This is a genomic window from Aeribacillus sp. FSL K6-8394, assembly GCF_038008865.1.
Lineage (GTDB): Bacteria > Bacillota > Bacilli > Bacillales > Aeribacillaceae > Aeribacillus > Aeribacillus composti.
Map to the genome: position 1 here is coordinate 835,316 of NZ_JBBPAA010000001.1, position 25,034 is coordinate 860,349.

The 25,034-nt window shown below is 38.3% G+C and carries 17 protein-coding genes; 12 read left to right on the top strand and 5 right to left on the bottom strand.

Annotated features, from left to right (window positions below):
- Positions 1 to 66 precede the first annotated feature (66 nt).
- A complete protein-coding gene (locus tag NSR00_RS03835; RefSeq protein WP_340787116.1) occupies positions 67 to 1,488 on the bottom strand; it encodes a LysM peptidoglycan-binding domain-containing protein in 1,422 nt (473 codons plus the stop codon).
- Between the two features lie 497 nt (positions 1,489 to 1,985).
- Between NSR00_RS03835 and NSR00_RS03840 the strand changes: the two genes are divergently transcribed.
- A complete protein-coding gene (locus tag NSR00_RS03840) occupies positions 1,986 to 2,426 on the top strand; it encodes a DMT family transporter (RefSeq protein WP_340787119.1) in 441 nt (146 codons plus the stop codon).
- Between the two features lie 267 nt (positions 2,427 to 2,693).
- Entirely contained in the window at positions 2,694 to 2,894 is a 201-nt protein-coding gene (cspD, locus tag NSR00_RS03845; protein ID WP_063389535.1) for a cold-shock protein CspD, read from the top strand.
- Positions 2,895 to 3,366: 472 nt separating this feature from the next.
- Here cspD and NSR00_RS03850 read toward each other — a convergent pair whose 3' ends face one another.
- Positions 3,367 to 5,460 (bottom strand): DNA topoisomerase III, encoded by a 2,094-nt coding sequence (locus NSR00_RS03850; RefSeq protein ID WP_340787122.1) that lies wholly within the window; start codon positions 5,458 to 5,460, stop codon positions 3,367 to 3,369.
- A 653-nt stretch (positions 5,461 to 6,113) separates the two neighbouring features.
- Here NSR00_RS03850 and NSR00_RS03855 point away from each other — a divergent pair.
- The 3 genes from NSR00_RS03855 to NSR00_RS03865 all read left to right on the top strand — a co-directional run bounded on the left by NSR00_RS03855 (position 6,114) and on the right by NSR00_RS03865 (position 9,192).
- Positions 6,114 to 7,154: a zinc-dependent alcohol dehydrogenase family protein gene (locus NSR00_RS03855; protein WP_130156581.1), complete on the top strand. Its 1,041-nt coding sequence runs from the start codon at positions 6,114 to 6,116 to the stop codon at positions 7,152 to 7,154.
- Between the two features lie 609 nt (positions 7,155 to 7,763).
- On the top strand, positions 7,764 to 8,672 hold the full coding sequence (locus NSR00_RS03860; protein WP_063389532.1) for a ketopantoate reductase family protein: 909 nt from the start codon (positions 7,764 to 7,766) through the stop codon (positions 8,670 to 8,672).
- Positions 8,673 to 8,781: 109 nt separating this feature from the next.
- Positions 8,782 to 9,192, top strand: a complete 411-nt coding sequence (locus tag NSR00_RS03865) for an acyl-CoA thioesterase (RefSeq protein WP_063389531.1) — start codon at positions 8,782 to 8,784, stop codon at positions 9,190 to 9,192.
- A 110-nt stretch (positions 9,193 to 9,302) separates the two neighbouring features.
- Here the strand turns inward: NSR00_RS03865 and NSR00_RS03870 are convergent, their stop codons facing one another.
- Positions 9,303 to 10,187 carry a hypothetical protein gene (locus NSR00_RS03870; RefSeq protein WP_340787126.1) on the bottom strand — a complete coding sequence of 295 codons (885 nt, stop codon included), beginning with the start codon at positions 10,185 to 10,187 and terminating at the stop codon, positions 9,303 to 9,305.
- A 167-nt stretch (positions 10,188 to 10,354) separates the two neighbouring features.
- Here NSR00_RS03870 and NSR00_RS03875 point away from each other — a divergent pair, with 167 nt between their 5' ends.
- Complete coding sequence (locus tag NSR00_RS03875; protein ID WP_094245736.1) at positions 10,355 to 10,954, top strand: nitroreductase family protein; 600 nt, start codon at positions 10,355 to 10,357, stop codon at positions 10,952 to 10,954.
- Between the two features lie 436 nt (positions 10,955 to 11,390).
- Positions 11,391 to 12,836, top strand: a complete 1,446-nt coding sequence (locus NSR00_RS03880) for a DHA2 family efflux MFS transporter permease subunit (protein ID WP_340787130.1) — start codon at positions 11,391 to 11,393, stop codon at positions 12,834 to 12,836.
- 63 nt (positions 12,837 to 12,899) lie between these two features.
- Here the strand turns inward: NSR00_RS03880 and NSR00_RS03885 are convergent, their stop codons facing one another.
- Positions 12,900 to 13,466 (bottom strand): spore coat protein, encoded by a 567-nt coding sequence (locus NSR00_RS03885; RefSeq protein WP_063389527.1) that lies wholly within the window; start codon positions 13,464 to 13,466, stop codon positions 12,900 to 12,902.
- A 103-nt stretch (positions 13,467 to 13,569) separates the two neighbouring features.
- Entirely contained in the window at positions 13,570 to 13,863 is a 294-nt protein-coding gene (locus NSR00_RS03890) for a hypothetical protein (protein WP_340787133.1), read from the bottom strand.
- 441 nt (positions 13,864 to 14,304) lie between these two features.
- Between NSR00_RS03890 and NSR00_RS03895 the strand changes: the two genes are divergently transcribed.
- The 5 genes from NSR00_RS03895 (at position 14,305) to NSR00_RS03920 (ending at position 24,947) form a co-directional block, all read left to right on the top strand.
- Entirely contained in the window at positions 14,305 to 15,111 is an 807-nt protein-coding gene (locus NSR00_RS03895) for an HAD family hydrolase (protein WP_340787136.1), read from the top strand.
- Between the two features lie 415 nt (positions 15,112 to 15,526).
- Positions 15,527 to 16,693: a KamA family radical SAM protein gene (locus tag NSR00_RS03900; protein ID WP_144597999.1), complete on the top strand. Its 1,167-nt coding sequence runs from the start codon at positions 15,527 to 15,529 to the stop codon at positions 16,691 to 16,693.
- A gap of 1,316 nt (positions 16,694 to 18,009) precedes the next feature.
- Positions 18,010 to 22,650 carry a helix-turn-helix transcriptional regulator gene (locus NSR00_RS03910; protein ID WP_340787141.1) on the top strand — a complete coding sequence of 1,547 codons (4,641 nt, stop codon included), beginning with the start codon at positions 18,010 to 18,012 and terminating at the stop codon, positions 22,648 to 22,650.
- Positions 22,651 to 22,775: 125 nt separating this feature from the next.
- The gene (locus tag NSR00_RS03915; RefSeq protein WP_242009324.1) at positions 22,776 to 22,940 is read left to right on the top strand and encodes an anti-repressor SinI family protein; all 165 of its coding nucleotides are present in this window, start codon (positions 22,776 to 22,778) and stop codon (positions 22,938 to 22,940) included.
- Positions 22,941 to 23,915: 975 nt separating this feature from the next.
- Positions 23,916 to 24,947, top strand: a complete 1,032-nt coding sequence (locus NSR00_RS03920; protein ID WP_327847663.1) for a fatty acid desaturase — start codon at positions 23,916 to 23,918, stop codon at positions 24,945 to 24,947.
- Positions 24,948 to 25,034 lie beyond the last annotated feature (87 nt).

Consider the following 25,034-nt stretch of genomic DNA (forward strand, 5'->3'; position numbering starts at 1 on the left):
GAAGGGAACATACGCTTTGTGCGTAGGTTCCCTTATTTTCATTTGTGCTATGAGAGACTTCTGCTATCAATGAATTGAACGGAATTTCCGCACTTGAAAATTGTCTTCAAGTAATACCCAATTTTGCGGGAACGGATAGCCAAGTACCCAATAACTAATTCCCCGTAAACCGTAATCCTTTACCGCATCAAATTTTGCCCGGGTGCTGCGCGCATCTTCAAACCAGACCTCATGCGTACGGCCTTGTTCATCCACATACCGATAAAACGGAGATTGAGATGTTCGATCATACTGTATCACAGCACCATGTTGAACTGCTCGACGAATCGCTTCTTGCATATCAAATGTTTCTCCTTCCTGACCTTGAACATGGGGAAGGAGCCAGTCACGAGCATATACTTGGAAGCCCATAAAGATTTTATTTCTTGGAATGACGGTTACAGCATAATCTAGCACTTGTTTAATTTGATTAAGCGGAGAGATCGCCTGAGGAGGTCCAAGCCTATAACCCCATTCGTATGTCATTAAAATAACGAAATCTGCAATTCTGCCGTGTGCGGCATAGTCGTGTGCCTCATATAATATTCCTTTTTGTTCTGCGCTCGTTTTAGGGGCGAGCGCGGTCGAAACAAAATATCCTTCTTTGTGCAATCGGTCAACGGCGCGCTGTAAAAATTGATTATATAACTCACGATCGTCAGGATATACATTTTCAAAATCAATATTTAATCCACGATAACCTTTTTCTTTCATAGTGTTTATAATGGTGGTCAATAATCGATCTTGCAGTTCCTTATTTGAAAGGATGGCATGAGCCAGCCGGGACCCAGGATCTCTAAACGTAAAATTTGTTATACTCAACATCGGAATCACTTGCTCCGATCTAGCAGATTGAAGAATCGCTGTGTCGTTTATTGCATTGAGTCCGCCGTCTTCCCGAATGATATAGGCAAATGGAGAAACGTATGTTAAAAAGCTGCCAGCTTCTCGAACTTCTTTGCTTCCTTCTTCACCTGCATGGATCGTATATGCATTTACGTCAATGACTGGTTTTACAAAAGGAATCGTTAATCTTGTCCCCGGATAAAGAAGGTCGGGATTTTGAATTCGATTGGCTTTGGCAATTTCCTGTACGGATATACGGTAAATTTGAGAAATTTGCGATAAATTCTCTTCAGGCTTCACAGTATGGATGCGAGGCGGAATGTTTAAAATCATTCCCGGATTAATTTTTGAAGGATCACGAATATGGTTAGCCTGAACAATAGACCCGACGGCAACTCCATATTTTTGGGCAATTTGCCATAATGTTTCCCCTGCTCGGACGATATGTTGACGAAAAGCAATGGGAATCACAAGTGATTGGCCAATCAGTAATCGATTAGGATCGGGCAGACTGTTTGCAGCAATAATTTCAGAAAGACTGATACCGTAGCGTTCAGCTATGTTCCATAAAGTCTCTCCTCTTTGTATAATATGAATGATCATAAGTGCCTCCTTTTTTTGTTTATATATATGTTGAAAATGGTTGATCTAGAAAATGACATGAGAGAAAATAGTTTGCTGAATATAATTTTTTTAAGGTCTTTACATATAACAAGTGTAGTAAATTGTCGTTAATGGATAATTGAACGAATCATCAGGCCGAATATACTTGTAAACGTTGTGCTCTTCATCAAACAAATAGATCGGTCTTCATCTCCTCCTTTACAGCATCATTTTCTGTGGGGGTCTAGAAAATTATTTAACGGGTTTGATTCTCATCTGAACGGCAGGTTTGCACTTTCAGACAACAAAAATTTATTGATAAATTCTGTTGTCTTTCATCATTTTAAGAGCTTTTACAAAAGCGCTGTTTTTTTAAGTCTCTTCTTTTTTTACAAAATGAAAATTTTAGAAAATCAACTTTTTTACTTTAAGAACGTTTTTACGTAAAGGAGTTCAAGCGGGTAGAAGAGAAATTATATTTCTGGGGAGGGTTCAGGATGAAATGGATTTACATTTTTTTAGCGATACTGGGTGGGATAATGATAGGAATACAGTCGCCGATTAACGGAAGTCTAGGCAAAAAAATCGGTGCTGTTGAAGGAGCATTTGTCTCTTTTTTTGTTGGAACAATGGTTTTAGCGTTCCTTGTTTTATTTTTTGGAAAGGGCCACATTACCGATTTGTTTCAAGTTCCAAAATGGAATTTGCTTGGGGGATTTTTAGGCGCGATGTTCGTCACGTTTACCATTATTTCTGTTCCGAAGGTTGGGGTGGCCGTAACGCTCCTTGCAGGAATCATCGGTCAAATGGCCATCAGCGTCATCATTGATCATTTTGGATTATTTGGAATGCCGAAAAATCGAATAGACATAAACCGCCTGATTGGGATCGGGCTAATGCTGACAGCTCTGTTCTTTCTTTACCGCGGCAGTGAATGAGATTTGTTTTTAGGGGAAAGCAGCGTATAACATAAAGTATCACCCTTAAAGAGTCAAGAACATTCTTACATTTTCTTGACTCTTTATGTTTGATTGGTTATAATAAATTAACCATTTAGTTCGTTTTATCATGGATCCATTATAAGTCGTACCTCATATTGAAATGCAGGCGATCTTATATGGTCTGCATTTCTCATGAGTGTGCGGCTTTTTTTCTTATGAAAAACAAACAATGAATGGTAAAATCTTTTTTTTGGAGGAAAAAGCATGAACACAGGTAAGGTAAAATGGTTTAACAGTGAAAAAGGGTTTGGATTTATTGAAGTCGATGGTGGAGACGATGTGTTTGTTCATTTTTCGGCGATTCAAGGCGATGGTTTTAAAACGTTAGAAGAAGGGCAAACTGTTAAATTTGAAATTGTCGAAGGCCAACGTGGACCTCAAGCGGCAAACGTACAAAAAAACTAATCCTTTCAAAGTGGCGCCTTATTTAGGTGCCGCTTTTTTTAGAAATTTATAAACATCTCGACTTGAGGATTACTGTTCGATAAAGCAGCATGTGTATAAACATTCTTGATTTTTAAATATATTGGGGAGGTCGAAAGAGGGGAGACCATTTTCGAATATATGTGGTTGACTGTTTTGAGTTTTTTAGAAATGCAGGGGGAACAAATAGTACATAACGTTTTAATTCGCGGGTAGTTAATGAATGATAAGGAGCTGTCCAGAAAGTGGAGCCCATTATAATCATAAACATCGATATGAACGTTTCTAAATATTAAAGGGGTTTGTCTATAAGCCGAAAAAATGACTTATTTGACAAATCCCTTTTAAATATTTGAAACAAACTGCATACCATTCCAGCTTCGTCGTGACACTGTTTTTAAATAGAAACAAGCTAACTTTTTGTCGTAAACGCAGCATCCGGAAGCTTTTTTATTTATTGCTGTTCTTCCAACACCTGTTTTAACAAATCACCTAAACTTGTGCCAAAAGAATCGCTTTTCGGGCTGTATTTTTGAATTAAAGCCCGATCTTTGCGGTTATTGACTGCCGTTTTCTTTTCTTCCGCTTTTTCAACCACATTGCAGCGGCGGCATTGGAAGTAAACACCGGCTTTGCCGTTATGGATTTCCATTCGTTTTTTGCATTGTGGACAGCGCCGGTTGGACAGCTTCGGATCTTTTCGTTTGCTATAGCGGCATTCCATGTTCGAACATGCTAATAAACGTCCTTCTTTTGTAGAACGTATTTTTAAAAAGGAGCCGCATTCCGGGCACATGGAGCCGGTTAAATTGTGTGCTTTGTAGCTTCTATCGCTATTTTTTATTTCATTAACGAGCCGTTTCGTTTGCTTGCGAATGTTGTTTAGGAAAAATTCAGGATTTCCTTTTCCCCGTGCAATCGCTTCAAGCTCTTTTTCCCAGCGCGCTGTCAGTTCAGGTGATTTTAGTTCATCATTGACAAGTTCAATCAGTTGTTTACCTTTTTTCGTTGGGTAGAACCTTCCGTTTTTTCGCTCAACCGCTTCTGTTTCGATAAGTCTTTCAATAATATCCGCCCTAGTTGCAGGAGTGCCGAGTCCGAACTTTTCCATCTGCGTAAGAATGTCCGCCTCTGAATAGCGAAGAGGAGGTTCTTCCAATTTTTCTTCTATTTCTACTTGATGAACAGCAAAAGATTGTCCTTTAACTAAAGCAGGGATGTTTCTGTTTTCCGGCTCATCCTGCTGCTTCCCTAAAACGGCTTTAAATCCATTATTCAATACAATTGTCTCTTTTGCAGTGAGTGTTTCTCCGTTCACATCAAAAACCGCATGGACGGTTTCATATTCGTAAGCAGGATAAAACAGCGCCAAAAACCGGCGGGCAATCAAATCATACAGCTTCCTTTCATCATTGGAAAGCTGGCTCATATTTAGCGGTTCCTCCGTCGGGATAATGGCATGATGATCGGTCACTTTTTCATTATTGAACACCCGTTTTAATAAAATTTTTCCTTTGTTGGAAAGGAGAGGGCGGATTTCGTCTTTATAGCCGGAAGCCATTGCCTGAAGCCTGTCAAACATTGTCGATTCCATATCCGCAGTTAAATAACGGGAGTCTGTCCGCGGGTATGTGACAAGCTTATAATGCTCATAAAGCTTTTGCAGTATCGTTAACGTTTTCTTTGCGGAAAAGCCGAAACGCTTGTTGGCATCCCGCTGCAGCTCGGTTAGGTCGTATGGCAGCGGCTGATGTTCTTTCTTTTGCTTGCGCTCCACTTTGATGACTGTACCTTTTTTACCATTCAAGTTTGCCAATAGATGTTCAGCCGTTTCTTTGGAAAAAATTCTTTTTTCGCCGTTTCGCTCCCAGATGGTATGAATGGAACCGATTTTTGCATGAATCGTCCAATACGGCTTCGGTACAAATTTTTGAATTTCTGTTTCCCTTTTCATGATCATGGCAAGGGTTGGGGTCTGCACGCGCCCTGCCGAAAGCGGGTCATTATATTTCGTCGTCAAAGCTCTTGTCACATTTAAGCCGATGAGCCAATCTGCCTCAGCACGGCAAACAGCAGACTGATATAATGCTTCAAATTGTTTCCCAGGTTTTAAATGCTTGAAACCGTCACGAATGGCTTTATCGGTCTGAGATGAAATCCATAGGCGCAAAATCGGCTTTTTCCAGTTCAGCTTTTTTAAAATCCATCTTGCAACAAGTTCGCCTTCACGTCCGGCGTCTGTTGCGATAATGCAATCTTTAATGTCCGTTCGTTTCGCCAACAGTTCTATGCCTTTATAATGCCGGCTCGTTTGTCTAATTACTTTTAACCCCATTTTTTCTGGGATAATTGGCAAATCTTCCAGCCGCCATGTTTTATATTTTGGATCGTAATGTTCCGGCATCTTCAATTCAATTAAATGACCGAGCGCCCACGTTACGATATACTTGCTTCCTTCAAAGTGAAATTTATGCTCTTTTTTGCAGCCAAGCACACGGGCTATCTCACGTGCAACGCTCGGCTTTTCAGCTAAAACGAGAGATTTCATATAATGCTCCTTTCTTTCAATCAACAACGTTTTAAGTATAACGGAAAGGAGGGAGGTTTGCATTAGTTGAATGAAAAAGCATAATATGTTTCAGTTTTATATCTCTTAAGCCAATGAATTCTTGTAAAGGTTGTACTATGGGATGATTGACTGTTCACATACAGAGGATGCATGTTCAAATTTAGTTCTTTCGTATTACCTCAAGAAATCAATCACACTCCATTTAGGAACATGTTCGTTTCTTAAAATCAGCAGAGACAAGGAGAAAGCTGGCAATTTTGAAAATTAACAAAAATAAAAGACGAAATATTTTAAAATCTGTTACAATATAGGTAAAAAGGGATGGATTTGTGGAAGCTTGGCAATTTGATAAAAAAAGGTATATATGGTTTCCGCCGCTCACTAACACTTTTTCCTGACCCTGTAGCCCACGCAATCTGTGATAGGGAACTTCCGGCAAGATACTTTATGTTAACTTGAGAGGGGGATATATATCATACATACCTATTGAGCAGAATAATTTCTTGATCGCAAGGGGAAAAATACCTTTGGGATAACAAACCGCTAGTAACATCTAATTTAGTTAGACCCGCCATGGCCTTCATTTGAAACCGAAGGCAGCTTACGAACAAATATATTTAGGAGGTATGATGATGAAAGCACTTATATTCCGTGGACCAGGCAAGCTTGAGTGGGGAGAGAAGGACAAGCCTACGATTCAGGAACCAACAGATGCCATCGTAAGAATCACCAAAACGACAATCTGTGGAACAGATTTACATATTTTGGGCGGAGATGTACCGGCTGTAACTGACGGACGGACATTGGGACACGAAGGTGTTGGTATAGTAGAAGAAGTCGGCTCAAGTGTCAACAATTTCAAACCTGGAGACAGAGTGTTGATTTCTTGTGTGACTTCCTGTGGAAGCTGCGATTATTGTAAAAAAGCGATGTACGCACACTGTGAAAAAGGCGGTTGGATTTTAGGGCATTTGATCGACGGTACCCAAGCAGAGTACGTTCGGATTCCATATGCGGATACAAGCATGTATCATATCCCTGAGGGAGTCGATGAAGAAGCGCTTGTTATGTTGAGTGACATTTTTCCGACAAGTCTCGAAATCGGGGTAATCAACGGCGAAGTTCAACCAGGGGATGTAATCGCAATTGTCGGGGCCGGACCGGTCGGAATGGCAGCACTGTTGACAGCACAGCTTTATTCACCAGCGGAAATCATCATGATCGACCTTGACGATAATCGTCTGGAGCTGTCCAAAAAGTTCGGTGCCACTAAGACAGTGAACAGCTCAAAGACAAATGCGGTTGAGCAAGTGCTTGAACTAACGGACGGAAAAGGTGTTGACGTAGCGATTGAAGCGGTCGGATTCCCGGTGACCTTCGACATCTGCCAGCAAATCCTAAAGCCGGGCGGACGGTTGGCCAACGTTGGTGTTCATGGTAAGCCTGTCGAATTGCACTTAGAACAATTGTGGATTCGCAATGTCAAAATCACAACTGGACTAGTTAGCACGAGTACGACACCGATGCTGCTAAAGACGGTGCAGTCAGGAAAAATTAAACCGGAACAGTTAGTCACTCATCGTTTTTCGCTGGACCAGATTTTGCAGGCATACGAAGTATTTCGCAATGCGGCTAAAGAAAAAGCGATGAAAGTCATTTTATCCAATGATTAACCTTTAAAAATCTTGATGTAAGTGAAGCATTGTTCTTAAAAAGTAAACCATTTTATTGTAACCCCGTCCTAAACTTAGAACGGGGTTATGTGTGTTGGATGGATGCTTAAACCTATCTGTTCATTTTTCATATAAACTGTAAAATTTAAGAAAGCAAAAACGTGCCAGCTGCTGTATGTTTACAAGACTTGAAAATAAATTAGGCGTATTTTATTCGAAAGCTAAGTCAACGATTCGGTGGGGGAGAGAAGCTATTTCACGGAGTTCGTTCATTTTGGAAAGGCTTTTTTCAACTTCTGCTTCTTTTTTTATAGCATTGCCGTCATTTTAAGTTATGAGTGTTTGTGATCTGCGCGCTTTGCGAATCCTCATGGAACATAGAATAAATCATAATAGTCTAGAGTCTGATATTGATTTCAAGATTATTATCTGTTTTGGAGGCTCGTTTTTACTATTGGTTTTAAACACTCAAGACTTTTCAGTCCCGAATGCTTTCACTTGATTAATGAAAAGATTAGGTTAATAATTGAGGTGCAAAACTTGCATTTCATTATTTTCTGTTTATTCTGTCATTCATAAGCTTTTTGATTCAATTGAAGGGGGAATGTTATGAAAATCGCTGTTGCTGGAGCTGGCGCGGTCGGCGGCTATTTTGGAGCTTTGTTAAAGAAAGCCGGACATGATGTTGTTTTTCTTGCAAGGGGCAAGCATTTAGAGGCAATGAAAAAATCAGGTTTAGTGGTTAAAACGAATGATCAACTCCTCACAATAGACGGTGTTTTTACAGATAAAATAGAGGATTTTGCTGATTGTGAGCTGATACTGTTTTGTGTGAAATCAACAGACACGGAAAGTACAGCAGAACAGATTGCCTCTTTGCAGAATGATCGCGCAGTTGTTTTGACGCTGCAAAATGGTGTCGACAATGAAGAAAAGCTCGCTCAAATTTTAGGTGGAAAAAGGCTCTTGTCAGCTGCAACCTATCTGTCGTCACATGTGGAAGAGCCTGGGGTCATAAAGCATAGCGGAAGAGCAAAACTAGTGATCGGTGCTCTGGATGAATCACTCATTTCGTTCCGCGATAAAGTGGCAGATCTTTTTCGTCAAGCTGAAATTTTTGTAAAAACAACAGATGATATCATGCTGGATAAGTGGAAAAAGCTGTTGTGGAATGCAACCTTCAATCCGCTTGCTGCTTTATCCAAAGCGACTGTCGGAGAAATTATGGAGCATAAAGAATTGAGGAAAACAGCTGAAAATGCTTGCCGAGAAGTGATGAGAGTAGCCAATAAAATCGGGATTCCATTAGATGAAGAAATGTTTCATCGCACTTTTGCCAATTCAGGAGCAGCTCTGAAGCATAAGCCGTCCATGCTGCAAGATCGATTGAAAGGAAAAAGGATGGAAATCGAATCATTGTGCGGGTTTATCGTGAAAAAGGGGCGGCAGATTGGTGTTGAAACGCCTGTTCTTCAAACGTTGTACAGCAATTTGCTTTTTCTTGAAACACATCGATGATCCGATGGACAATTCCTATACACATGAAGGATTCAATTCCATTCATACATAAATATCGATCGATTGATAAAAACAGAAAAATAAGACATAAAAGAAAGGACGATTTAGCATGAAGACCATTCCAGATACAGAAATTTATGTAAGATATTGCGAAACGGATGCGTCAGGCCATGTTAACAATACAAGCTATTATTTGTATATGGAGGAAGCTCGGACTAAATTTTTAAAACACATGTCAAAACAAGTAGGGAACCAAGACTGGAAATTTATTTTAGCATCCACAAAATGCGATTACCTTGCCCAAGCATATGCCCATGATACATTAACGGTAACTTCAAAAATTACGCGGATTGGAACGAAAAGCTTTTCGATGGAGCATGAAATAAAAAATGCAGAAACGGGGAAATTGATCGCAAAAGGGGAAGGAGTTATCGTTCATTACAATTTTAAGTTGCAGCGTTCTGAGCCTTTAACTCCTGAAATGCGTTCGATCCTTGAACAATACTTAGTAGCTGTTTAATGAGCAAGGCAATTTTGTAGGCCTTATCAGTTGAATTAATATCATTCTGATTAAATAACTAAAGAAAAAGGATTTTCCGAATGTATCCACCGGAAAATCCTTAAAATTTGTTATTCAAACGCATCACGCACAACTTTTTTGACCGGGTCGACTGCATACCAGCCCCATGTAGAAGTATGTCCCTCTTTTGTCTCCGGATCACTGATCACGATTTCATAAACGTGAATAATATATTCGCCTTTTTCATTATCATGATCATATTCAACGTAAACGTTAGAAGTATTTTCAATTTTTAAATACTCCCGAACTAGCTGTTCAGCTTCAGTATGGCTTATAGGACGGCTTTTCTTTGCTTCCTCAGCCTTTTTTTGCTCTTCCTTTCTCTTTTTTGCTTCTTCAGCTTTTTGCCGCTCTTCTTGAAGTTTTTTCTCCTGCTCCTGCAAGTATTGATTTTTCGCCGCAGCTGCTTGATTCATGAATTGTTCTGCATTTTTGGTAACGCTGACGATCTTCTCGTTATTTGATGTTGTTTCCGCAATTTTCTTAAATATGGCGAATGCTTCGTCAAACTTGTTTTCTTCCAACAATGCTTTTCCTGACTCAAGTTCAGATTCCATTTCTTTTAAAGCAGCGCTCGTTTTTTCCGCCTCTTCGATTATTTTTTCAGCTTTCGGTTTGAGAATATCAAGAATCTTGGAGGTTTCATTTGAATTTTTGATTTTTTCTGCCAATGATATGGCGGTTTCAAATTCTCCTTTTTCAAGGGCAGCAACGCTGTCTTTAATTTGTTTTGACAAATCCAGCGCCAATTGAGCTTCTTCAGTGTTTTTTTCATGAAGAGCTTTGTTAAAAAACGAGATGGCGTCGCTGTATTGTTCTTTTTTTAGCGCTTCAATACCAGATTCCATGTTGGATTTATATTCTTTTGATGTACATCCGAACAGAAACATCATGGCAAAAATCAAAATGTAGAAAAATAAGTTCCGCTGTTTCAAGTTTTTACCGCCTTTTCTAATATTATTGATTTCATGTAAATTATATCCCTCAAAATACGGCTCTTACAAGAAAAAATTTTATTCAAAACGTTACTAAGAAGTGTAATAGGCGAAGCGTTTAAAAGGAATGATATAAAAAGATTGAAATTCAGAAAGGAGAGATGAACGTGTCAAATGACTTTTATTCAGCAGTCAAACATCGACGCACTTATTACGGAATCAGTAAAGAATCAACTGTTTCTGATGAGCGTATTCAAGAAGTGATCAGCCACGCAGTTCTATATACACCATCCGCTTTTAATTCCCAAAGCGCCCGAGTCGTTCTTTTGCTTGGCGAGCATCATAACAAATTGTGGGATATAACGAAAGAAACGTTGCGAAAAATTGTTCCAGCGGATCAATTTGCTTCAACAGATGAAAAAATAAATTCATTCCGAAATGGATACGGTACTGTATTGTTCTTTGAAGATGACCGCGTTGTTCAAGGGTTGCAGGAACAATTCCCATTATATGCGGACAATTTCCCGATTTGGTCACAACAGTCTTCTGGAATGCTGCAATTTGTGATTTGGACTTCGTTGGAAATTGAAGGATTGGGCGCCTCGCTGCAGCACTATAATCCGCTCATCGATGATGAAGTGAAGAAAGAATGGAATATACCAAATGAATGGAAACTAATTGCTCAAATGCCGTTCGGAAAACCGACAGCTGAGCCCGGTGATAAAGAAATAAAACCAATAGAAGAGCGATTGAAAATATTTAAATAAGATGCTTTTGTTTTCAAATTGTTGTCACCCCTTTTCAAAAAGTAAAGCTGAAAAGGGGTTTTGCATTTGAAACAATTCAAACCGAAAGAGAAAAAACGGCTGTTCTTTTTTTATATTGGAAGGAGTGATATTTTTTTTTGACACTTATGATGTAAAAATTTTTTCAAACGTTTCCTACTTACTTATTATCAAAAAAGAAAATAAAGGTGAGCGAAACAATTGCTTTTTTCTTCATCTTCCTTCACTATGGTAATGTACGCTAATATAAATATAAAGACAACAATTGCTTCATTTATGGAAAACGCTCTTCAAGTTTCATCCCCATCAAGTGTATATTCTTCCTATTTACAAAGAAAAAATATTACAATAACATGTATTAAGCAGTCTATTTGTATCACTAAATAATATAGAAAAATTGTTAGAAAGAAGGATTTATATGGGAGAAGAACGAGACCTGGCACAGGAAACCTTTAATAAAGTGCCGCTCATGATTGTGTTAATGTCCGGTGCTTTTGTTGCCATTTTAAACCAAACGTTGCTTGGAACTGCTTTGCCGCATTTAATGATGGATTTCAAAGTTGATGCCAATACAGTTCAATGGCTGCAATCGATTTTTATGCTTGTTAATGGGATTATGATACCGATCACCGCGTTTTTGATTGGTCGTTTTACGACAAGAGGACTGTTTCTTACAGCCATCGGAATTTTTGCTGTTGGAACTGCAATTTGTGCAATTGCTCCCAATTTTTCTGTTTTAATAGCAGGGAGAGTGGCGCAGGCTGCTGGTGCCGGAATTATCATGCCGCTGATGCAGACAATCTTGTTTTTAATTTTTCCCGTTGAAAAAAGAGGAACGGCAATGGGGATGTTTGGACTCGTTATTGCATTTGCGCCGGCAATTGGTCCGACTTTATCCGGTTACCTTGTAGAGCATTTTGCATGGAGAAGCTTGTTTTATGTGCTCTTACCTATTGTAGTCATTGATCTTATCTTAGCCTTTTTCATCCTAAAAAACGTTACGCGGCAAACTTACCCAAAAATCGATATTTTATCCATCATCCTTTCAACGTTAGGCTTCGGCGGTTTATTGTATGGATTCAGCGCAGCTGGAAGCAGCGGCTGGGGGAGCGGTCAAGTTATTTTATCGCTCTTCATCGGTTTGACCACTCTTACTTGGTTTATAATTAGACAGCTGCAATTGGATGAGCCGATCCTGGAATTCAAAGTATTTAAAAGCAAGACATTTTCGATCACAACTGTTTTAGGCATGATAGTGTTTATGTCTATGATTGGCGGAGCAGTTATTTTGCCGATGTTTATGCAAAATATGCTGGGATTTTCAGCATTTGAGTCCGGACTGGTGCTCTTGCCAGGCGCACTTGTCCAAGGGGTGGCCAACCCGATAACAGGCAGATTATTTGATAAATTCGGTGCCAAATGGCTGGCGATTATTGGATTTTTTACCTTAACGATCACGACGTTTATGCTGTCACATCTCACCTTACATACAACGTTTACATATTTAGCGGCAGTAAATGCTTTCAGGATGGTCGGTGTTGCGATGGTCATGATGCCGGTGACAACCGCTGGTTTAAATCAACTGCCTACATATTTAATTTCACACGGAACTGCGATGAACAACACAATGCGGCAAGTAGCTGGTGCAGTTGGAACAGCTTTGCTTGTGACAGTCATGACAAATACAGCGTTGCCTGAAAAAGGTATTGAAGGAATGATACATGGAGTAAATATATCTTTTGTAGTGGCAGGTATATTCTCTGCGATCGCTCTCATCTTATCGTTTTTTATGAAAAATTCGCAAGCAGCAAAAGACGAAAGTCTAAAGGAAAAAGAAAACAAGCAAATTGTGAGCGAAAGCTAATTTTTTCTTGGCAATAGCTAAAAAATAAAGCAGAAGCAGGGTAAGCCCTGCTGCTTTATCGTTTTATGTCTGCTGATTGTTCATTTGATTGCCAGCCGGTTGATAATGATTGATGATCGCTTGAGCAGTATTTTGCTGAAAGACCGGCACTTGATAATAACCTTTTTGGTTCATATATTGCCAAACTTCATAAGCTTGCTCTGCGCAATTTTTCGCCCCTTGGAGCACGACATTTCTTAATTCCGGATCTGAGCATTCCAATGCAGCATGCATTCTTAATGCTGCTGACGCTTTTAAACATCCTAACATTCCTGACGCAACATCATGGTCGTTCATCTCGTTTATTGAGCTGTTGGGAGCTTCCGGTGTTCCGCCTGAGGTGCCAAAGGAAGGGCTTGCATTTTTCAATGGGCGGTAAGTGCTGAAATTTTGCTGACTGCTCTTGTTTCTTACTATTTGAACGATTGAATTGTATTCATTTGTCATAAAAATGATTTGATTTTGCAAAATGTTTTGCAGCTCTGGATCTTTGCAATGGGGCTGATAAAGTTGAAATTGGTTAATTCCATCAATTGTGTTTGTTAAAACTTCATGTACTTCCATTAATTCATGAGCACCTAATTGATTCATACCTTCAATCCCTCCTAAGTAATTTTTTAACAGTTAGTATTATGTTTGAAATTTTTCATTTTATACCAAAAACCCCTCAGTCTGCGATACTGAGGGAAAACTTTTAAGAAATTATTTTTACACGCTCTTTTCCGGAAAAGCTTTTGCATATTAACATCTGACTAAATCTATGAGAATAGTTTGTGCGTGCATGTATCGTTCCTTGTTCATCCATTGTGAGGATCCATCCTGCAGGCAGTTCTCCTTCAAAATATTCAATGAATGATTGAAGTTTTTCAGCCGATTCAGGGATCGTCACATACCCTTCCGTTAGTTTGTACCATAAATCTCTTACCGAACGAAGGGCTTCTTTTAGTTTATATTCTTTTTCTAGTTGTTTGACACTTCGATAGATCATACTGTATTCACTCCCTAATAAAAACTTATAACAAGGAAGAGTGAATAACTATGAAAAAATTTTTCCAGTTGAAGGTAAAAAAGCCAGACAATTTGTATCGATCCCCTGTTCTACGTGTATCCATCTGATTCTCATGTTTTTTTCATTTGTTGCAAGCCCAACCGATCCATTCGAATCCAACTTTTTATGCATAGATTCCACCGTCCATTTTGTACTGAAGCTTTCTTTCGATTTTTCTAAACTTCTTCAATCTTTTGGGCTGCCATCAACCAAGCGGAAAGTGACTTTCTGTCAAAGCTAGCTCTTTGACCGATAAGGCAGTGATTTTCTTGTAAACAGAAAATCTTTACAGCAATTTGAACAATTTTGATAAAATAGGTTAGAGGAAAAATAAGAAGTTTCTTTATTATTTTAAAAAAAGAAAGGAATTGGGATGAGGACATGAAATGTTTTTCAATTGATTTAGATGGCACATTATTAAATTCGCAGCATGAAATTTCAAATGAAAATTTATCAGTTTTACATGAATTGAAAAAGCAAGGACATGAAGTCATTTTAAATACGGGACGAGCATTTCCGGATGTCATCAAGATTAAAGCGGTTGAAGAGCTCCATGTGCCGATTTTTTGTGTAAATGGGGCTGTATTATATTCCGATAAAAGAGAGCTGATGTATGAAGCAACAATAGATGAAAAAACGTTTAAAGAAATTTTTGCAGCAGTAAATGCTCTGGATGTCGGCATTCTCGTTTACACCAATCAGGGTGGCTTTCCATCCACTTTGCCGCCTTTGCATAAGCTGAGCTGGGATGAGATCGAAGAGATGTTTCGCCAATTTGATTATGACTCTATTTTCAAACTGGAAAATCTAAAAATCTATAAGCTGATTGGATTAGTGAATCATAATGAAACGGAAAAAATCGATCAAGTGAAGAGAGCATTAAGCGGGAGAAGCGACCTCTCCATCGCCTCGTCATTTCCTAATAATATTGAAATTACCTCCAGCGAAGCACATAAAGGAAAAGCGATTTTACGCTATCAAAAAATGAAGCAGTTGACATTTGAAGAAATTTATGCGTTTGGCGACGGAGGCAACGACATTGCCCAATTCGAGATCGCGACCACATCGGTTGCGATGGGAAATGCTCCAAAGGAAGTGAAAGAAAAGGCCGATTTTGTCACGAAAACGAACGATGAGAACGGCTTTGCCTATGCGGTAAAAGAACTGTTGAAGGCTGTATCAGTTTAAGCAATGCTTCATGCTGCCCGAAAGAATTCATGAAAGCAGGAAGCCGCTTATTTTACTTATTTATATATAGAAAACGATTTTTCCATTTTTGGCTTAAGTCAATATATTGTTGCAGCGGGGATGGAGACACACAAAAAAGGATTCTAAAATTTAGTGAAAGCTTATCAAGATATGTCAGATATTTATTCCTTGATTTAGCAAATGTAGTGGAATCTGCCTTCTATTTGGACTTGTATTAGAGAAAAGTCCGCATTGGAAAACTAGCTTAATAGTTTTCCTTGCTGGAAGGCAAATTTTTTTGAAAAATATTATCGAAATTTGCAAAAAAATAATGAACGTTTTGGACATATTGCTAAATAATTTGTTACTATATGTTATCATAGAACTGTTAACTAATGATGGGGGAGTGATACATGTGGCGATGCCAAAATATATAACAAACATCGACAAAATTGAACAAATCCCAAAAGAGGAACGGGAAAAGCTGAAGCCGATCACAGAAAAATATGTGTTTCGGGTCAATGATTATTATTTAAGCCTGATCGACTGGAATGATCCGAACGACCCTATCAGAAAATTAGTTATTCCAAATGAAGGAGAAATGCGAGAGTATGGGAGGTGGGACGCATCAGATGAAGATACAAACTATGTCGTTCCTGGCTGCCAGCATAAGTACAAAACAACAGCATTGCTGCTAGTTTCTGAGGTTTGCGGAGCATATTGCCGCTATTGCTTTCGAAAAAGATTATTTAGAAGTGATGTAAAAGAAGCGATGGCAGACGTACAGCCTGGTATTGACTATATTCGCAAAACTCCTGAAATCAACAATGTTCTTCTAACTGGAGGGGATCCTTTAATCCTTGCTACGAAAAAATTGCGCATGATCATTGAAAGCTTACGAGAAATCGAGCATGTAAAAATTATCCGCATCGGCTCCAAAATGCCTGTCTTTAACCCTATGAGAATTTATGAAGATGAATCTTTACTCCAACTCATTAGAGAGTTTTCCTCTCCTGAAAAAAGAATCTACATTATGGCTCACGTCAACCATCCGAGAGAAATTACGAAAGAAGCAAAAAAAGCTTTTGAAGCGCTCCATGACGCCGGAGCAATAGTGGTCAACCAAACTCCAGTATTAAAAGGAATTAATGACGATCCTGTTGTTTTAGGCGAATTATTAGATAAGTTATCATGGGCGGGAGTAACACCTTATTATTTCTTTGTGAATCGACCTGTTGCTGGCAACAGTGACTTTGTATTAACATTGAAAGAAGTTTACGATATCGTTGAACAAGCAAAAGCAAGAACATCAGGACTAGGCAAGCGCGTCCGCCTGTCAATGAGCCATACCTCTGGGAAAATCGAGATTTTAGCTATCGAAAACGGAAAAGCGTATTTGAAATATCACCAATCTAGAGATGGCAATTATGGACAATTTATGGTGCTTGATTGCCCTGATGATGCAACATGGTTTGATGATCTGCCTGGCAACGAAAAGTATTGGAAAAAACCAAAAAAGAAAACAGACCAAGTTGTTTCAGTCAATGAATTGCCAGATCATCCTAAAAAAATAGCACAATAAAAAGTGATGGACAGGGGCTGTCTAATAAGTCGATTTTCCGGCTTATAGACGCCCCTTAATGTTTTAGAGACGTTGATATATCGACGTTTATGATTTTTTGTTTTCGATAGGGATTTGACTTTCTGGATAACCACTTTTAAAAAAATACATTATAAGAAAGGCAATTTATGACGTGAAAAAAATAACGAAAAGAAGGTACAGGTTGTTCTTGTGAATGAAGTGGAGCTGATGAGAATTTTGTTCAATAATAGCATGTATGATGCATTTGTATACAATAGAAGATTTTACCCCTTGGTATGGCCGTTCAGATATTATAGCAAGAGAATTTTTTTGCAAAAATTAGGAAGGCGATAAATTGAAGGGAAGTCTGTGCAGAACAGCACACCGATTCATCAGTTTTAATCGAAAAGAATTGAAAAACGATGAAATTTGCGGTTGTTTTTATTGTTTAAAAATATTTCATCCTTCTAAAATGGTGCGATGATGAAAAGACTGCCATTTGCCCTTTTTACGGCACCGATTCAATGATCGAGCAAGTTCCGGTTATCCTATCACAAAAAGTTTTTGAACCGCATGTGTAAGGAATGGTTTTAGTCTATTAAATTATTTATCATTTGGAATGAATTAGAAAGTTGAGGAAATGAATTTGAAAATCGGAAAAATGGCTCGAATGTACTTTTAGACCGAGTAAGTGTCCTGTAATTTTTTTCTACAAGACTTTTTACATCATTTTAAACACCGTCATCTCAGAAGTAATGAAGATTTCGAAACGGCGCCAAGCGTTTTATATGAATTAACGAACATTTGTAAAACTAAACGGAAGCGATATTGTAAAGACAATAAGACCCTTTTTTTAGCAGCTCCACAAATAAGCGGGGGATGAGTTGTATTTGGAAAAGAAACAGCTTCTCCCATCATCGTTACAAAGAAAATTCCAAAAGATAAAAGCTTTGCTTCTTTGTCATACGTGTATGATTTCTTCAGAACTTTTTTAAAAATAATCTGAATGGATTGCGGCTGCACAAAGGCGTCGGAAGAGAACGGTGCAAATGTCTGTAACCGCCACCCATTATTTAGTAAATCCTGATTATTTCCTCATAATTTTTCTTCAGTTTTCCTGAAAAACACCGAACTCCATTTGTATTCAAGCAGAATCATTCCTCTTTTCATATGTCATCTTATATACGAGAATATTGAAGGGAAAAGTTGCAGTTATAGACGAAATACCGCTTCTTTCAATGAAAAAAGAAGGGTTTTCGGAAAATTTTGCGAATACTGGAAGAGAAATTTTTTTATGAAAGGATGTGCCTGTCTGTATGGAGAAGGAAAACGAAATATTACGGCATTTGCCAAGAGGGAAAAAGTCAATGTCAGATATTTCAGGCTACAGTTATATATCATTGCTGAGAAAAGGAAAAAAAGCTTCTGTTTATCGGGGGATACGCGATCGTGATCATCAATGCGTTTTGCTGAAAGTTTTAACATCACAATCCCCATCGATAATTGATCATGCATCTTTTTTGCACCAATATGACTTCTACTCGCAGCTGAAGATGAAGGAAATTGTGACGCCTATAGAAGTTGAGCAATTGGGGAACACGTATGCACTTGTTTACCGAGATCCTGGGGGAATGTTATTAAAAGAATATATCAAAATTCATCGTCCACGAATTAGCGAATTTCTTCAAATTTCTTTACAACTTGCAGAAAAATTAATCGTCCTTCACGAACAAAACATTTCCATCACTATACTAAGTCCAGCTCACATTTTCATTCATCCTGAAAAACTAGATGTGCAATTTTTTGATATTGGAGGAGCCGAAGAGGATGATGAAATTTACGATATTTATCATTCGCCGGAACAGAGCGCACAAATCAATCCATCCTCCAGCCATCTCAGCGATATTTATTCGCTTGGTATCATTTTCTATGAACTATTAACTGGCCGTCTGCCTTTTGACGTTGACTCTGATTTTGAATGGATGCATGCTCATATGACAAAAAAGGTCATTCATCCGTCTGAAAGACGTCAAGATGTGCCGAATGTGGTTTCCGACATCGTTTTGAAAATGCTTGCAAAAGCACCTGAAGATCGTTATCAGTCGGTTTTCGGACTGAAAGAAGATATTTTCCATTGCTTAAAGATGCTGGAACAAAACGGAACAGTCCAATCATTTCAGATTGCCCGATACGACTTTTCTTCACAATTTCAAATTACAAGCAAGTTATACGGAAGGGAGAAAGAAATACAAAGCTTAATGGAAGAACTGAAAATGGTTCGATTTGGTTTGACGAAAATGGTGCTTATTTCAGGAAGCGCCGGAACAGGAAAAACAGCGCTTGTGAATGAAATTGAAAAGTTATGCGCAAAAGAAAATGGTTATTTTGTTTCCGCAAAATTTGATCAATTTCAGCGGGATATTCCATATGAACCGTTTATTCGCGGATTTCGTCAGCTGATTAATCAATTATTGGCGGAAAGCAGAGAAGAACTTCAACGTTGGAAAAGAGAGCTTCTTGAACATTTAGGTTCAGGAGCGGCGGTTATCACGGAGGTCATTCCTGAACTGGAACTGTTGATCGGCAAACAAGACGCTGTACCTTTATTGCCTTCTTCCCAATCGAAGCTTCGTTTTCATTGGGCATTCAGGCGTTTTATGCAAACATTTGCGAAAAAAAGCCATCCATTGTTATTCTTTTTAGATGATCTTCAATGGTGTGATACAGCATCGCTAGAATTGCTGCAATCCATACTGAACGATCCAGAGTTTGAAAGTTTGCTCATCATTGGGGCTTATCGCGATGATGAAATGAAAGAAGGACATCCTTTCTTAACGAAATTAAAAGAAATGAAAAGAAGCAAAGAAAATATTAGGGAATTTCCACTCGGCATGCTGAATGTTGATCATATTAACCAAATCATTGCGGAAACGTTGGGATGCAGCCCGGACGATGTTCGCGAGCTTGCCATTGTACTATATGAGAAAACAGCGGGAAACCCATTATTTTTTAAACAGCTTTTCCAAACAATATACGATGAAAAGTTTCTATGGTGCAACTTAAAAAGAGGAAAATGGGAATGGAATCTCAACAAAGTGAAGGAGCAGCCCGAATACGATGAAATGATCGGATTCATTGTCAGCAAAATTGAAAAACTGTCGCCGTTAACCCGAAAACTTATCTTGACAGCTTCCTGTCTTGGACATCGCTTCGATTTTCAGTTGTTGTCTTTTCTTCATGATGGAATCAATACGGAGAAAATGACCGACGCATTGTCCGAAGCAGTCCAGGAAGGGATGATAATCCAGGTTTCAGATCAAGGAAGGTATCAGTTCATTCATGACCGTGTCCAGCAAGCTGCCTATTCATTGCTTGATCAAAGGAAAAAACAAGAAATTCATTATAAAGCAGGTCAATTCCTCTTCAAAAGAACAAGTAAAGAAGAACATGAAAAGTTTTTTGAAATGATCAACCATCTTAACTTGGGCCGGAGGTTCATTCAACATCCCGAAAGAAAAGCAGATTTGGCTGAGCTCAATTGGTCGGCGGGTGAAAAAGCGAAAAACGCAGCATTATTTGATCAAGCATTGAATTATTTTAAAACGGGGATTGAATTGCTTCCCGAAAATTATTGGGAAGTCAGTTATGAATTAAGTTACAAGCTTTTTCTAGGAAAAGGGGAAAGCGAATATTTAAATGGACTTTTTCTTGATTCGGAAAGGACATTTAATGAAATATTAATCTATGCCAAAACAAGGGAAGACCAATTAAAAGTCTACAATATGAAAACTTTGTTGTTTTCTCATCAACAGCAGTTTGAAAAAGCGGTTGAGGCAGGGTTAAAAGGCCTTCGATTATTCGGATGGAAGCTGCCGCGTCATCCGAGTAAGTTTAAAGTGATTCTCGAGATGATCCGAACGAAAAAAGCGGTCGGAACTCGTTCCGCAAATGAACTCACAACTTTGCCGACGATGACAGACAGGAACAAACGTTTACTAATGGAGATTTTAATTAATTTGAACAGAGCCAGCTACCAGTATGATCAAAATCTTGTCAGCATTCTCATACTCCGGGCGCTCCGGCTTACATTACGACATGGAACGACTGATGTGTCCGCACTTGTTTACAACAATTATGCACTATTTTTAAGCGCCGGTTTTCAAGATTATGAGGGAAGCTTTCAATTTGGACAGCTTGCTTTACACACAGCTTCTCGATTTCAATCAAAACACCTAATGGGGCGGGTCGATTTCGTTTTTGGCACATTTGTGAACCACTGGAAAAAAACGATTGAGGACAATCTTTTTTATATAAAACGTTCACAAAAACATTGCGTTGAATCCGGCAACCTTCATTTGGCCGGGGAATCGAGCTCATTTCTGGTCATTACAATGTTGATTAAGGGGGAACCGCTCAATCAGTTGTTAGTAGAAATTGAGAAGCAGCTAGAGTTTGTTTTGCAAATTAAAATGGAACATTCCATTATGTTTTTAAAAGCGGTGAAAACTTGGCTGCAATGTCTCGTTCATCCTCATGCGAAATTTACTATGTATGAAGAAAGAGAAAATCTAGATGAATCATCGATTATCGTTTATGATACCATTCAATTGAAAATCGCATTTTTGTTAAAAGAAGACGAGCTGGCATATCAACTGGCGGTCCGTCTTGAAAAATTGGTCACAAAATCTCTCGTATTGATCATTTCGCCTGAATTTTACTTTTATCATAGTTTATTGTTAATCAGGCGTTGCGAACAGAAAGACAGGAAAAACATGAAAATAGTTAAAAAACAGCTGAAACGGGCTTTGAATCAATTTAAAAAATGGTCTGAGCATTGCCCTGACAATTTTCGACATAAACAGCAATTACTTTTGGCGGAATGGGACAGATTGCAAAAAAAAGAGACAGAAGCCATGAAATGGTATGATGAGGCAATTCATTCCGCAAAAACTTCTTCTGACATTCAGATTGAAGCACTCGCTAATGAATTGGCAGGGGACTTCTATGCCAAAAAAGGCATGCATCGCATTGCGCAAACATACTTACGTGAAGCGCATCGATGTTATCGGCTGTGGGGGGCGCACAACAAAGCGGAACTGCTGCAGCACGATTATCCTGAATTTACTTTGATTGAGGAAACAAATCAAACAAAAAACGATCATAAAAGCATGATAACGTGGGAAGGGACCAAACGAACAAAAGGTGAGGAACGGGGCTTGTCCGCCATCATTCAAGCAGCAGCCTCTTTGTCTGAGGACATGAACTTAGAGCAATTGCTCGGGAAATTATTAATGCTCATTGCCAGATTTAAAGGGGCTGAAAAGGTATGCTTCATCAGGCCAAATGGAAAAGAAACCGTTTTTTCGATTGAAAAAGTCATTTCCACACATGGCGAAACAAACGAAATAGATCAAAACGTTGGCGAAAACATTCCGATTTCTGTTATCCAGTATGTGCACCGTATAAAAGAAACGATAAAGCTCCAGGATGCAGTAAATGATTTTACTTTTTCAAAAGATCACTATATTCAAAAAAACAAAGTCAGGTCAGTGTTATGTTTTCCTGTCGTCCAACAAAAAACGGTCAAGGGGATCTTTTATTTAGAAAATAATCAGTTAAAAAACGCCTTTGAATCCGAGAATATGGAAGTGTTGACAACCATCGCATCACAGGCTGTCTATGTACTTGAACTGCTGTATTCATTTGGAAAAGAAACAAAAATCGCAGTCGAGAAAAAAGCAGAGACGATCAAGAATGAGTTGGTTGATCCGTTGACAGAACGCGAATTGGAAGTGTTAAACCTTGTTTCAATCGGCTTAACGAATAAAGAAATTGCAGAAAGACTTGGTTTGGCTGTCGGAACGGTAAAAGTCCACTTAAACAATATTTTCAGCAAATTGCAAGTAAATCGCAGAACAAAAGCAGTGGTCCAAGCAAAGGAGTTAAACTTGTTGTAAGAAATGAGCAAAAGTGGCTCATTTTTTTTTTTGCGAAATTTGCCCATCTATAACTTTTGATATATGACAATTTCAAGAAATCAATGTATTGTGTTTTCAGTGACAGATGGAAAGGAGGATGAAACATGAACAATAAAGAATTGGAAGAACAACAAATATTGGATATAGAATGGGTTGAGCTTATATTAGAAGCTAAAAAACTCGGATTAACAGCTGATGAAATTCTTCATTTTTTACATAACAGTGAATTTTATAAATATTGGATGAAAAAAGATATATCTACAAAATAATTAAAATAAACTAGAGTATGCATCCATGAATATTTTTAACTGTCAATTTAAATCACTACTTTCAACAAGATGATAATACAGAACGTATTATTCTAATAAATGAAATTACATAAAGCATATGACTAAAAGCCAAGAAATGGTGGTACTGTTCATTTAGTAAATAGTTATGTACGTTTTGATCGAATGACAGGAGATGGATCGTGAAAAATGCCTAATATGCACTTATTCACACGTAAATACGAGTGACTTCATGAATTTGAAAATTGTTCAATTGTTTGGGCTGGCTATTACAAATGCAATGGACAACCCCATTTACGCTATAATCCCTTTTATAAAGAAATAAAAAGGGCCTTATGTGAGACAAAGGGAACAAACTCAAAGTCTAGGCAGAAGGAGTGTTCAGTTATATTAAAGGCATCGGTGCTTCAGCCGTTTTTCGCTAAGATTCTGGAAAAAGCGATATTGTGTTTTATCTAAAACGGCAAGGCTCACAACTTCCTAAAGATGGAAGGGAAATGCTCCTATTACTGTAAAAAACCACAGAAATTCATTGAAGAGTTCTGTGGTTTCATATTTTTTAAGGAGCTTTTAAAAAGAACCCGTTAACTAACGGCATTATGTCGAGTAGACATGAAATGGAGAATACTTCAAGTTTTCATTCAAACTCAATGTCCGGCCTTTTCCTCGTTGCAAAAGTCTCTTCAGAAAATATCCACAAAGTTCCGCAAATGCCGTTATCATCACAATTTGCTTTTCGTCTCTTGCTTGTTGGCCCATCCTTTGCAAAATACCTTGTTACAAGATGTGTTTTGTTAAAAAACATTTTCCCAAAATTTGAATGTCCGTCAGCAATTACGAATATGATAGAAAACGATATATGACATTTATCATATTCTGAATATGACATATATGACTTCACAGATCGATTTCCCTCTTATATGATTAGAAATATCAAATAAAGAAGGGAATCAAAAAATGACGAAACAAATGCAAAAAAATTTGAGAAAGCAAATGGCTCCTTATGAAAAACCTCACACTATGAATAGTGTTTGGCAGTTAGTCAATACAACTGTGCCGTTTTTTCTGTTATGGTTTTTAGCTTATCAAAGCTTATCCATTTCTTATGTTCTTACTTTCGCTATTTGCATGATCGCAGCTGGATTTTTAGTTCGACTTTTCATCATTTTCCATGATTGCTGTCACTATTCCTTTTTTAAAAACCGCCTTGCCAATAAAATTTTTGGAACAATAGCTGGTATTTTAACGTTGTTTCCGTACAGCAAATGGCAGCACAACCATTCAGTCCACCACGCAACCAGCTCAAATTTAGATAAGCGCGGAACAGGGGATATATGGGTTTTGACAGTTGATGAATATTTGTCAGCACCGCCATTAACTAAATTCGCCTACAGGATGTATCGAAATCCGTTCGTGATGTTTGGGCTAGGACCGATTTACGTTTTCCTTATTAAAAATCGGTTTAACAGAAAAAATGCGAGGTTAAAGGAACGCATCAACACATATATAACAAACATATCAATCGTTGCCTTAGTTGGGCTGCTTGGTTGGACGATCGGATGGGAGCCGTTTCTTATCATTCAAGGCACAATCTTTTTCATTTCAGGCTCTTTAGGCATTTGGCTTTTTTACGTACAGCACACATTTGAAGATTCTTATTTTGAAGAAGATGAAAACTGGGAGTATGTGAAAGCAGCTGTTGAAGGGAGTTCATACTATAAGCTTCCAAAACCGCTGCAATGGCTTACTGGAAATATCGGTTTTCACCACGTCCATCATTTGAGCCCAAGGATACCTAATTATAAGCTGGAAGAGGCACACAATCAAACGTATCTTTTACAGAATGTACCAACCATCACTCTAGCGACAAGCTTAAAATCTCTCCAATTCCGCTTATGGGATGAGCAAGCGAAAAAGTTTGTCGGGTTTAAAGACTTATCGAAAAAGAAGGAAAAAAAGTCGAAAGTCCATATTGAATCTGAATTGTAAAATCTTTAGAAAATTGGGCAAAGTTTTCAAGACGCAGTCTACCTTTTTATGATAAGATAACATGTAAAACAAATTTTTAGAGGATTT